General features: G+C 65.7%; 13 protein-coding genes. 8 read left to right on the forward strand and 5 right to left on the reverse strand.

The features are described from left to right. The first annotated feature begins 25 nt into the window (after positions 1 to 25). On the forward strand, positions 26 to 298 hold the full coding sequence (locus ACQKRQ_RS03855) for a hypothetical protein (protein ID WP_132377688.1): 273 nt from the start codon (positions 26 to 28) through the stop codon (positions 296 to 298). Between the two features lie 116 nt (positions 299 to 414). Here ACQKRQ_RS03855 and ACQKRQ_RS03860 read toward each other — a convergent pair whose 3' ends face one another. Together ACQKRQ_RS03860 and ACQKRQ_RS03865 are read right to left on the reverse strand one after the other, a co-directional pair. Further along, positions 415 to 1,899, reverse strand: a complete 1,485-nt coding sequence (locus ACQKRQ_RS03860) for an MFS transporter (protein ID WP_427475156.1) — start codon at positions 1,897 to 1,899, stop codon at positions 415 to 417. Between the two features lie 144 nt (positions 1,900 to 2,043). Next, positions 2,044 to 3,345 carry an MFS transporter gene (locus tag ACQKRQ_RS03865; protein WP_427475158.1) on the reverse strand — a complete coding sequence of 434 codons (1,302 nt, stop codon included), beginning with the start codon at positions 3,343 to 3,345 and terminating at the stop codon, positions 2,044 to 2,046. Positions 3,346 to 3,746: 401 nt separating this feature from the next. Here ACQKRQ_RS03865 and ACQKRQ_RS03870 point away from each other — a divergent pair, with 401 nt between their 5' ends. Next, a complete protein-coding gene (locus tag ACQKRQ_RS03870) occupies positions 3,747 to 4,487 on the forward strand; it encodes a response regulator transcription factor (RefSeq protein ID WP_132377685.1) in 741 nt (246 codons plus the stop codon). 20 nt (positions 4,488 to 4,507) lie between these two features. Here ACQKRQ_RS03870 and ACQKRQ_RS03875 read toward each other — a convergent pair whose 3' ends face one another. After that, a complete protein-coding gene (locus tag ACQKRQ_RS03875) occupies positions 4,508 to 5,413 on the reverse strand; it encodes a dihydrodipicolinate synthase family protein (RefSeq protein ID WP_427475160.1) in 906 nt (301 codons plus the stop codon). A 348-nt stretch (positions 5,414 to 5,761) separates the two neighbouring features. Between ACQKRQ_RS03875 and ACQKRQ_RS03880 the strand changes: the two genes are divergently transcribed. The 6 genes from ACQKRQ_RS03880 (at position 5,762) to ACQKRQ_RS03905 (ending at position 10,724) form a co-directional block, all read left to right on the forward strand. Beyond that, positions 5,762 to 6,718 carry a 4-hydroxyproline epimerase gene (locus ACQKRQ_RS03880; protein ID WP_427475162.1) on the forward strand — a complete coding sequence of 319 codons (957 nt, stop codon included), beginning with the start codon at positions 5,762 to 5,764 and terminating at the stop codon, positions 6,716 to 6,718. Continuing rightward, positions 6,715 to 7,842 (forward strand): NAD(P)/FAD-dependent oxidoreductase, encoded by a 1,128-nt coding sequence (locus tag ACQKRQ_RS03885; RefSeq protein ID WP_427475163.1) that lies wholly within the window; start codon positions 6,715 to 6,717, stop codon positions 7,840 to 7,842. Before ACQKRQ_RS03880 ends, ACQKRQ_RS03885 begins: the two co-directional genes overlap by 4 nt. Further along, positions 7,835 to 8,113, forward strand: coding sequence for a (2Fe-2S)-binding protein (locus ACQKRQ_RS03890; RefSeq protein WP_427475165.1), 279 nt, complete (start codon positions 7,835 to 7,837; stop codon positions 8,111 to 8,113). The genes ACQKRQ_RS03885 and ACQKRQ_RS03890 overlap by 8 nt, the downstream gene beginning before the upstream one ends. After that, positions 8,110 to 9,393, forward strand: a complete 1,284-nt coding sequence (locus tag ACQKRQ_RS03895; protein WP_427475167.1) for an FAD-dependent oxidoreductase — start codon at positions 8,110 to 8,112, stop codon at positions 9,391 to 9,393. The genes ACQKRQ_RS03890 and ACQKRQ_RS03895 overlap by 4 nt, the downstream gene beginning before the upstream one ends. Before the next feature lie 223 nt (positions 9,394 to 9,616). Further along, positions 9,617 to 10,384: an AraC family transcriptional regulator gene (locus tag ACQKRQ_RS03900; RefSeq protein ID WP_132377679.1), complete on the forward strand. Its 768-nt coding sequence runs from the start codon at positions 9,617 to 9,619 to the stop codon at positions 10,382 to 10,384. Between the two features lie 10 nt (positions 10,385 to 10,394). Further along, entirely contained in the window at positions 10,395 to 10,724 is a 330-nt protein-coding gene (locus tag ACQKRQ_RS03905) for a hypothetical protein (protein WP_007177862.1), read from the forward strand. Between the two features lie 110 nt (positions 10,725 to 10,834). Here ACQKRQ_RS03905 and ACQKRQ_RS03910 read toward each other — a convergent pair whose 3' ends face one another. Then, on the reverse strand, positions 10,835 to 11,095 hold the full coding sequence (locus ACQKRQ_RS03910) for a hypothetical protein (RefSeq protein WP_132377678.1): 261 nt from the start codon (positions 11,093 to 11,095) through the stop codon (positions 10,835 to 10,837). Between the two features lie 145 nt (positions 11,096 to 11,240). Then, complete coding sequence (locus ACQKRQ_RS03915; protein ID WP_132377677.1) at positions 11,241 to 11,573, reverse strand: hypothetical protein; 333 nt, start codon at positions 11,571 to 11,573, stop codon at positions 11,241 to 11,243. Positions 11,574 to 11,748: the final 175 nt, after the last annotated feature.

The raw sequence follows: 11,748 nt of genomic DNA on the forward strand, positions 1-11,748 counted from the left end.
CTGGCTGTAACTAAGGGAGCAAATAATGATTCAAAGTTTTGAGCAAACCATTGGCGGCAAAGTTACGCAGTTGTGCGCGAGTCTTGGTGAAGGGCCCACGCCGCATCGGGTGATTATCAGCCTGGCTGATTCGGCGAAGACACTGGTGGTTCTGGATGCGTCCGGATTCATCAGCACGATCAAGGCCGAGATCGAGGAGCCGGAAAAGCTGATCGCCGACGCCATCGCCAAAGCGCGAGACGAAGGGCTGATCGAGCGCGCAATCGACACCGGCACGATCCAGGAAGCGTCGCTATAGGCCAGGCAGTACAGGGTTGTAGCGCGCTACAGACAAACTGCCCGTAACCACCCCCGCCATGCGCAAGCATCGCGGGGGTCGATTTTTTGTGCGCGCGATATCGGGAGGCGCCACACTCAGCGCGATTCGCCGGCCCGTTCGCGACATGCAGGGCGACGCGCGGAGTCCGACGACTGCGGTTGCGGATGCACGAAGCAGCTCAGCACGCCGCCGATCGCCAGCAAGCCGACCGAGACGGCAGTCGATGCCCGCATGCCCGAGACGATCTGCGTGGCGGCCGCGCCGCTCGCCAACGCGCCGAAGGCCGCCACGCCGACCGCGCCCCCTGCCTGCCGGGCGGTATTCAACACGGCGGACGCCGTACCGGCACGTGCCGCATCCGTCGAGGCGAGCACGGCCGTGGTCATCGCCGGGACCGCGAGGCCCATGCCGGACGGAATCAGCAGGAACGGCAGCAGCAGACCGATGAGCGGCGTGCCGGCGTCGACGAAATGCAGCAGGCCATAGCCGAGCCCGGCCGTGATCGCGCCCGCGATCATCGGCACGCGCACGCCGAAGCGGCCGACCACCCAGCCGCTCGCCACGTTCGACAGCAGAAAGCCGCCCGTCAGCGGCAGGAAGGCAAGGCCCGCCTGCAACGGCGTATAGCCGCGCACGCGTTGCAAATACAGGCTCAGCACGAACACCATGCCGTAGTAGGTCAGATTCACGCAGATGCCGAACAGCACCGCCACGCTGAACGAGCGCTTGCTGAAGAGCGAGAGCGGCAGCATCGGCGCCGCGACGCGCGATTCCACCACGATAAAGGCGCCCGCTGCGATGAGCGCCAGCACGAAGCCACCGGCCACGAACGGGTGACCGAGCCCTAGCGGCCGCCATTCGATCACAGCGGCGACGAACGCGGTCAGCGCGACGATGGCCAGACACTGGCCACTCAGATCGATGCCGCGCGGCTTCGTGTCGGAACGAGCGGCCGCCGCCGCTTGCGGGCCTTGACGCGTCGTGGCCTCGGGCCGTGGCACCCAAAGCAGGGTGGCCAGAAAGCCGGCGGCGCAAATCGGCAGATTGACGAGAAAGATGCTGCGCCAGCCGAACGCCGCGATCAGCAGGCCGCCGGCCACCGGACCCGCCGCGATCGCAATCGCGCCCGCCGCGGTCCACAGACCGACTGCGCGAGCCCGCAGTTTGGGATCGTGTCCGTACGACTGATTGAGCAGCGCCAGCGAGTTCGGCAGCATGGCGGCGGCGCCGATGCCTTGCACTGCGCGCGCGGCGACCAGCATGGTTGCGTCGAGCGCGAGGCCGCAGGCGAGCGACGCAAGCGCGAACAGCACGATGCCGGCCGCGTACAGGCGTCGCGCGCCGAAGCGGTCGCCGAGCGCGCCGGCGGACAGCATCAGCACGGCGAACGCGAGCGTGTAGGCGTCGACGACCCATTGCAGGCCCGCGACATTAGCATGCAGATCCGCGCCGATTTTCGGCAACGCGATGTTGACGATGGTCACGTCGAGTTGCGTGACGACGAAGCCGACACTGACCGTCGCGAGAACACGGCCGAGTGCCGACGAGTGGGGGGAATTTGAGGAGTTCATGCGATACATCGTAGGCCCGATGCAACGCACCATGTTTCGGGGCGGCGTGAAGTGTGGATGTCACGCGCAAGCGCAGGGCGTCGAGCCCGATGATGCAAACAAAAACGGCGCACCGTCTGCGGTGCGCCGTCGTTGCAAAGCACAAGCAGCCGATCAGCGCTTCTGCGGCGCGTCCTTGATGAACAGCGTGGTCAGTGCGCCGAGAATGCAGATCGCGCCGACGTACATCGGCGCGGCCATCGGGTTCGACTTCATCATCAGCGACACGGCGATCGGTGTAAGGCCGCCGAACACGGCGTACGCCACGTTGTACGAGAACGAGATGCCCGAGAAGCGCACCACTGGCGGGAACGCCTTGACCATCACGAACGGAATCGCGCCAATCACGCCGACGAACAGGCCCGCCAGCGCGTACAGCGGCACCAGCGCCGAGGTGTCGGCGGCGAGTTGCTGAAACATCACGTAGTACGTCACCGCCAGCGCCAGGCCGCCGATGAAAATCGTGCGCCCCGCGCCGATGCGCCCGGCAATCGAGCCCGCCATCACGCAACCGATCGTCAGGCACAGCGTCGCCACGCAGTTCGCCAGCAGCGCGGTGGCCGGCGCGATATGGAACTGCTTTTGCAGCAGCGTCGGCGTCATCAGAATCACCACGACGATCGCGGCCGAGAGCATCCACGTGAGCAGCATCGAGACGATCACGGCGCGACCGTGGTCGCGCAGCACGGCCTTGAGCGGCACTTCGGCGGCGATTGCCTTGCGCTGCTTGAGTTCGGCGAACACCGGCGTCTCATGCAGCCAGCGGCGCAGGTAGACCGAGAACATGCCGAACACGCCGCCCACCAGGAACGGAATGCGCCACGCGTACGCGGAGATTTCCGCCGTCGCGAAGTTGCGGTTCACCGCCGAGGCGATCAGCGAGCCGAGCAGGATGCCCGCCGTGAGGCCGGCCGTCAGCGTGCCGCACGCATAGCCGATGTGCCGCTGCGGCACGTGCTCCGAGACGAATACCCAGGCGCCCGGCACTTCGCCGCCGACCGCCGCGCCTTGCATCACGCGAAACAGCAGCAGCAGGACCGGCGCCAGCACGCCGATGCTGGCGTAGGTGGGCAGCAGGCCCATCATCAGCGTCGGCACCGACATGAGCAGCACGCTCAGCGTGAACATGCGCTTGCGGCCGAACAGGTCGCCGAAATGCGCCATGATGATGCCGCCGAGCGGCCGCGCCAGATAGCCCGCGGCGAAGATGCCGAAGGTTTGCACCTGGCGCAGCCAGTCCGGCATTGCCGCCGGGAAGAATAGCTGGCCGATCGCCGGCGCGAAAAATACGAAGATGATGAAGTCGTAGAACTCCAGCGCCCCGCCGAGGGCGGCGAGGCCGAGCGTCTTGTAATCGCTGCGCCCAAGAGGGCGTGGGGTGACAGCCTGCGCTCCACCCAGATTTGTCGCTTGCATTGCTTGTGTCTTGTCTTGAATTGGGAGCCACACGTAGCGCGTGGAAATACGGCGGTCGTCGGGCGAGAAGTGCGGCAAGCGCTGGGTAGAGCACGGGACACCGGCGCGCCGGCCCGGGTAGGGCAAGCGCGATGACGATTGAGGCCAGGCGGGGATTTTACAGGATGAAAGCGGAATGCTTCGGGAAGTGCTTAATTAGATTGAGAAAAGTTCCCGGGAATGTGCCTTTTCGGAAGCGAGCGCGACGACAGTGTTTTCGGGACTTTTCCCTGGCGAATGTAGGAATGCGGAGCGGCTTTGTCCGAGCGGATTGATTCATATGTAAATTAGGATTGCTCCTATGGGATGGATCGGGCCCGCCTCTGAGAATCGCGTCCGAGCTATCAGTTACGAGTCATCCCATGCGTATTGCCATTCTTCAACGCGACCTGGTCATGCGTCAGTCGATCGAAAAGGTCCTGACGGCCACCGGCCATTCCTGCACGACCTTTGACGACGGCCTGAGCATGTCGAGAACGCTCGCGCGTTCCACCGTGGATCTGCTGGTGCTCGACTGGCACGGCCTGCGTCTGTCCGGCGCCGATGTTTTGCGCGCGGCGCGCGCGGTGGGTGGCGACCGTCTGCCGGTCATGTTCGCATCGGTGGACACGGCGGAGGAAAACATCGTGCGCGCGTTCGTCGCCGGCGCGGACGACTATGTCGCGCTGCCGCTGCGCGCGGCCGAGTTCCGCGAGCGGGTCGCGGCGCTGCTGCGGCGGGCGTATCCGGACCGCTTCAGCTCCGCGAGCTTCGACGTCGGTCCGTACCACTTCGACACGCACCGCCAACTCGTCATGCTGCGCGGCGAGCCGGTCCAGTTGTCCGGCACGCAGTACCGTCTGGCGTCGCTGTTCTTCTCCAACATCGGACGCGTGCTGTCGCGCGATCACATCTTTGCGATGGTGTGGGGCCGCGAGTTCCGCGAATTCACCCGCACGATCGACAGTCACGTTTCGCGGCTGCGCCTTCTGCTCGAAATCGAGCCGCAAAACGAATTCCGACTGCAGCCGGTGTATAAAAGTGGCTACCGGCTGCTGCATTTGCGTCAGGGCGCAGCCGCCGATATCGATGCGGATATCGATGTCGAGAAGAAAGCGGCCTGAAGTCAACCAGCCGCGGCAGATCAAATCTGCGGCAGCGCGGGGCGTGTTTCGAGCGCCTTGCGAATCAATGCTTCGACCGCCTTGCGTTCGTCGCCGGCCAGCGGCAGACGGGGCGGGCGCACCGGCTCCGTGCCCAGTCCGACGATCGCTTCGGCGAGCTTGATGTTCTGCACCAGCTTCGCCGATACGTCGAGCGCGAGCAGCGGCGCAAACCAGCGGTAGATCGCCCGCGCTTCCTCGAGGCGTCCCGCCTTCAGCAACGTGTAGATCACCACCGTCTCACGCGGAAACGCGCACACGAGACCGGCCACCCAGCCATGCGCGCCCATCAGAATCGCCTCCATCGCGAGATTGTCGACGCCGCAGAGAATCGCGAAACGGTCGCCGACGGCGTTGATCAGGTCGGTCACGCGCCGTACATCGCCGCATGATTCCTTGATCGCGACGATCTTCTTCTCGTCGGCGATTTCCGCGAACATGTCGGGCGTCATGTCGACGCCGTAGGCGAGCGGATTGTTGTAGATCATCAGCGGCAGCGCGCTCGCGTCGGCGACGCTGCGGAAATGGTGCAGCGTCTCGCGGCGGTCCGACAGGTAACGCAGCCCCGGCAGGACCATGTAACCGGCCGCGCCATGACGGCTGCCCGCTTCGGCCTGACGGCAGGCGTCGAGCGTGCTGTTCTCGGCGATCGTCAACAGGACCGGAACGCGGCCGCGCGAGGCTTCGACAGCGATGTCGAGCACTTGCAGCTTTTCATCCAGCGAGAGCGTCGACGCTTCGCCCAGCGATCCGCACACGATGATGCCGTCCACACCCGCGTCGATCTGCGCCTCGATATTCTTGCCGGTCCACGCACGGTCTATGCTGAAATCCGCGTTGAATTTGGTGGTGACTGCGGGCAATACGCCTTCCCAGATATGCGCCACGACTGCTCTCCTGAGTGTGATGAGTTCAAGCGCAGTGTAAGCAGGGAAAATCCCGCCGTCTTGCGTGAATCGCGCGCGACGGATGACGATTTCAGCACAGTCGCTTTGCCCGTAGTATCGCCGGAACGAGGCGGATGGCCTGTTTCAGGATGGCGGGCGAGGCGCGTCTAGAGCGCGTGACCGGCACGACGGCATGTGCTCGGGGTCATGCCCGTCGTGCGTCCAGCGCAGGTACACGGGCCGCGGTCTGGGCGGCGGCGTGAGGTCGCCCGGCATCGCGAAACTATGCCGAAATCGTCACAATCCACGCGCAAGCACACCAAGACTCGACCGGCCGCGGTTTCTACCATGAACATCATGAAAACCTTGGACATCATCGACTCGCACACCGGCGGTGAACCGACCCGCCTCGTGGTGTCGGGCGGCCCGGATCTCGGCGGCGGCACACTGGCGCAACGGCTCGACGTGTTCCGCACCCAGTTCGACGACTGGCGCGCGGGCGTCGTCACCGAACCGCGCGGCTCGGACGTGGTGGTGGGCGCGCTGCTCTGCGAGCCGGACGACCCGACGTGCGCGGCCGGCGTGATCTTTTTCAACAACGTCGGCTATCTCGGCATGTGCGGGCACGGCACGATCGGCCTCGTCGTTTCGCTGGCGCACCTGGGACGGATCGGGCCGGGGCGTCATCGGATCGAGACGCCGGTCGGCATTGTCGAAGCGACGCTCAACGACGACGGCAGTGTCGCCGTGCGCAACGTGCCGGCGTATCGCTATCGCGAATCCGTGCGGGTGGACGTGCCGGGCCACGGCGTGTTGACCGGCGATATCGGCTGGGGTGGCAACTGGTTCTTTCTCGTCGCCGACCATGGGCGCGCGCTGGAGGCGTCGCGGATCGGCGAATTGACGGCGTTCAGCGGGGCGATTCGCGACGCGCTGATCGCGCAGCGCATCACCGGCGCGGATGGCGCGTTGATCGACCACATCGAGTTATTCGGACCCGGTTCGCGCGATGGCGTCGACAGCCGCAACTTCGTGCTTTGTCCCGGCAGTGCGTACGACCGCTCGCCGTGCGGCACCGGCACGAGCGCCAAGGTGGCCTGCCTCGCGGCCGACGGCAAACTGGCTGAAGGCGCGGTATGGCGGCAGGAGAGCATTATCGGCAGCATGTTCGAGGCGAGCTATCGCCATGCCGGCGATGGCGTTCACGTGATTCCCACCATCACCGGTCACGCGTACGTCACGGCAGAGGCGCGCCTGTGCTTCGACGAGCGCGATCCCTTCGCCTGGGGCATCCGCACGGCATGACGGCGGACGCGCTGATCGTCGGGGCGGGGATTGTCGGCGCGGCGTGCGCGGCGGAACTGGCGGCGCTCGGCATGCGCGTCGAGGTGCTCGACGCGCAGGGCATCGGTGGCGGCGCGACGGCGGCGGGCATGGGTCACATCGTCGTGATGAACGACTCGCCGGCGGAATTCGTGCTGAGCCGCTATTCACGAGACTTGTGGCTGGATCTCGCGCCGCAGCTGCGTCTACGCGACGCGTTCGCGCGCTGCGGCACGCTCTGGGTCGCCGCCGACGATGAGGAGTGGCAGGCCGCCCGTTCAATGCATGCCGCGTTCGAGGCTCAGGGCGTCGCCGCGCAATTGCTCGACGCGCCCGCGTTGCGGGCTTGCGAGCCGGCGCTGGCGGCGTCGATGGCGGGCGGTTTGCGGATCGAGCACGACAGCATCGTGTATGCGCCGACCGTCGCTGAATGGCTGCTGACGCGGTCGCCGGGCGCCGCGAATATCCGTGTGCGACTGGGCGCGACGGTGACGTCGGTTGAAGCGAGCGGTGTGACACTTGCTGACGGCGAGCGTGTTGGCGCGGCGCAAGTCATTGTGGCGAATGGTTTGGGCGCGCAGCAATTGGTGCCGTCGCTGCCCTTGCAGCCGAAGAAAGGCCATCTGCTGATCACGGACCGCTATCCCGGACTGATCCGGCATCAACTGCTCGAGCTCGGGTACATCAAGAGCGCGCATCACGCGGTCGGCACCTCGGTGGCGTTCAACGCGCAACCGCGGCCCACGGGACAGTTGCTGATCGGCTCGTCGCGCCAGTTCGACACCACGGATCCCGCCGTCGAGATGCCTGTGCTCGCGCAGATGCTCCAACGTGCCGCGCATTATCTGCCGGTGCTGCCGACGCTCAACGGCATTCGCGCGTGGACCGGGTTTCGCGCGGCCTCGCCGGACGGCCTGCCGCTGATCGGTCCGGCAGGCGAATTTGCTCCCGGCGTGTGGCTTGCCACCGGTCATGAGGGTTTGGGCGTGACGACATCGCTTGCCACCGCGAAGCTGCTTGCCGCGCAGATTGTAGGGAGCCTCGCGCCGATTCCTGTCGAGCCTTATTTGCCAGTTCGTTTTGTTGAGAAGGTGATTCATGAGTAGCGCGAGCGCCACCACACGCGTCAGCTTGACGATCGACGGCCACCGTATCGATGTCGAAGCCGGCACAACCGTGGCCGCGGCGCTCGTCCTGGCTGGCGTTCACGGCACGCGCCTATCGATGAGCGGCCAGCCTCGCGCCGCGCTGTGCGGCATGGGCGTGTGTCAGGAGTGTCGCGTGACGATCGACGGCCGGGCGCATGCGCTGGCGTGTCAGACGCTGTGCCGCGAAGGCCAGAACGTTCATACCCAGGACGGGACGGGCACGCGATGAGACAGCACTTCGACATTGTCATAGTCGGCGCCGGTCCCGCTGGTTTGAACGCCGCGGCGGCCGCTGCGCGCGCGGGCGCATCTGTGGCGCTCCTTGACGACAATCCACGCGCGGGCGGCCAGATCTGGCGTCAAGGTCCGGGCCACGCGCCGCAAGCGCCGTTGCATAACCTCCTCACTGCGATCAGCGGGCAAAGCACCATCACGCACTGGCCGTCGACTCGCGTGATCGCGCCGCTGGGTCTACGCGGCTTGCTGCTCGAATCGGCGGAGCACGGCGGCGTCTGCGTCACCTATGAGCGCCTGATTCTTGCGACCGGCGCACGTGAGCGGCTTCTGCCGTTCGCCGGCTGGACCTTGCCCGGTGTGACCGGCGCGGGCGCGCTGCAGGCGCTCATCAAAGGCGGCGTGCCGGTGCGTGGCGAGCGGATCGTGATTGCCGGCAGCGGGCCTTTGCTGATCGCGGCGCTCGCCACTGCGCGCGCGGCGGGCGCACAGGTGGTGGCAGTGGTGGAGCAAGCTTCGGCATTTGACGTCGCGCGTTTCGGCATCTCGCTACTGGCCGCGCCGGCCAAGTTGCGGCAAGCCGTCGGCATGACGCGCGGGTTCGCGGGCCTGCATTACTGGACCGGCAGCATCGTGGAAGAGGCGCAGGGCGACGGCCGAGTCGAGCGTGTCACCATCCGGCGCGGCCGCGACAGCAAACGCGTCACGCTCGATTGCGACCGCATCGCCTGCGGCTACGGACTCGTGCCGAACAGCACGCTGGCTCAGGCGCTCGGTTGCGCGATCAGTGAAGCGGGCGAGATCGTCGTCGACCACGAGCAGCGGACGTCTGTCGAGGGCGTATTCGCGGCGGGCGAGTGCACCGGCATCGGCGGCGCTGAACTGGCCGGCGTGGAAGGTGAGGTTGCCGGCCTCCTGGCAAGCGGTGGCGCCGCCGCGGACCATGCCGCCCTCGACGCGCAGCGCGCGCGCTGGCGCCGATTCGGCCGCCGCGTCGAAACCGCCTTCGCCCTGCGGGACGCCGCGCGCACACCGCCGCCCGATGCCACGCTGCTGTGCCGCTGCGAGGACGTGAGCATCGGCGAGGTGCGTGCCTTCGCCGACTGGCGCGAAGCCAAGCTCCACACCCGCTGCGGCATGGGCGCCTGCCAAGGACGAATCTGCGGCACGGCGGCGAACCTGTACTTCGGCTGGCAGTGCGGCGCGCCGCGCCCGCCCTTCAGTCCAGCGCAAATCGGCACGTTGATGGCGGCGGTCGGAGCCGCCCCAGCTTGAATGACCCGTTCGCCGACAAGCCAGCGGATATTGTCGGCGGCGGCGCGGCCCTATAATCGACCGCACGGACCAGGCCGCTGGCACGAGGCTGCAAGCCCCGAGCGTCGCTCGTCAGGCGGCAACCGTCACCCGGCAACAGAGCAACCGTAACAACCCAACGCCGAAAATACCGAACGCTCGCCCGACCGCCCCCATCAACGCACGGACCAACGGAACCCGCACGATGAACACGCTGGCTCATCCGCTCGAACCGGACGATGCAACGCTGTCCGGCATGCTGTCGCACTTCAGGCTGCTCGAGCCGGTGTTCGACGCGATGCCGGACGTCGTGTTCTTCGTCAAGGACGCCGAGGCGCGTTACGCGCTGGTCAATCGCACGCTAGCGTCGCGTTGCGGCTTCAAAGAAAAGTCCGCGCTGCTCGGCCGGACCGCCGAGGACGTGTTCCCGCGCCGCTTCGGGCGCATCTACACGGCGCAGGACAAGGCGATCATCAACGTCGGCAATCAGATGATCGATCAGTTGGAACTGCATCTGTATCCCGGCCGCCAGCCGGGCTGGTGTCTGACCTGCAAGCAGCCGCTGCGCGATCCCGCCGGCAAGGTGGTCGGCCTCGCCGGCATTTCCCGCGATCTGAAAGCGGACGAAAGCAGTCACCCGGCCTACAGCCGTCTCGCCGCGGTCGTTCAGTCCATCCAGGAAAATTACGTTCAGCCGTTGAATCTGAAGCAGCTTGCGGCCATGGCGGATATGTCCGTCGCGCAACTGGAGCGCTACTTTCACAAAGTGTTTCATCTGACACCGCGTCAGGTGCTACTGAAAACCCGGCTGGACGCCGCCACCGCGCTGCTGGTTTCGCACGACAAGGTCACCGACGTCGCCGCGCTGTGCGGCTACACCGACCACAGCGCGTTCACACGGCAATTCAAGGCGACCGTCGGCGTGACGCCGACCGAATACCGCATGCTGCTGCACGGTACTTCGCGGAGTTGAACCGCTGCACATGGCTCGTCGCAAGCATCATTACTACGTCTACGTCGTCGCGCTGGACGACAAGGTCTGGAACGAGGCGCGTTTTCGCCGTGCGAATCCGGACTACCGGTTCGACAAGCCTTGCGTGTATGTGGGAATGACGGGACTGGACCCGGATCTGCGCTTCGACCGGCATAAGGCCGGCATTCAGGCCAATCGCTATGTGCGCGATTATGGCTTGCGCCTCGTGCCCGAACTGTATGAGGTATTCAATCCCATGCCTTACCGCGGCGCACAGGACATGGAAGTGGAATTGGCGATCGGACTACGTGAAGCGGGGTACGGCGTGTGGCAGGCGTGAGCCGTGTGATGCGGCGTGGCGTTCGTCAAAGGATCCGGCCGGCGCTCGGCTGTTAAAAAGGGCCCGAGACCTGTACGTGCGCGCCTTCGAACGCAATTGAACAGCGCGCGTTACTTCACACCGAGGCCGCGCAGCACGGCGTTGCCTTCAGGCGTCAAACGGATATGCGAAGCGCCGGCGTCGCCGGAAATCGTTTCGATCAGGCCGGCTTCGTGAAGCTGCGGAATCTCGGGTTTCGCGGACGCGTCGATCGGCGCGTGCAGCAACAGCAGCAACGTCGCCAGCTCGTGGTGGCTCAGCAGGCGGCGCAGGATGGTAGGCCGCTTGGCCGGCGCCGGTGCGTCGTTCGTGTTGTGATCGGGCTGGTTCATGGTCGCACCTTGTGCGGAATAGTGTCGGGTGGATGATGCGGACGAAGTCTTAAACGATTCTTAAGACACCATTGTCCTGTAACACCGTGACACGATGATTGCACCTGACCATGTTACCGATTGTCACACTTACGCCCGCAAACCCTTACGGGGCGCAGGTTTTGCCCGCCGACTCGATCCACAGGTTGTTCACGTGGCGCTTGCCCGCATAGAAACGGTAAGTCGTCGCGCCGTTGTCGCTACGCACCTTGACGATATTCGAGTCGCCGAAGTCGAGCATCTGGCCTTGCGGGATCGCCGTGGATTTGAACGCGGCGTCGTGGCTGGTGGCCAGTTGCGTGAGGCACGCGACCACGTCGTTGACGGAGCGCTGCGTGTTGGTGTCCGTGACGGGCTCGCCGGCATCCGGATTCTTCTGGAAGTACGCGCAAGCGCTGAGGAGCAGGGGAACTGACAGGACTACGGCAAACTTCTTCATATCTCTCCTGGCGTTACATTCGGCTGACGATACGTGCGACGCCCGCACGTGCCACAGCCGCGCGGCATCGACCGCGAATCAGGCGACATTATATCGGTGCGGCGCGGCTACCCCCGCCGATGCCGCACACGCCGTGCCCGCCTGGCCGGAATCGCCGGACCCGAATTCGCCAGCG

The organism is Paraburkholderia sp. NPDC080076 (genome assembly GCF_050281145.1).
Taxonomy (GTDB): domain Bacteria; phylum Pseudomonadota; class Gammaproteobacteria; order Burkholderiales; family Burkholderiaceae; genus Paraburkholderia.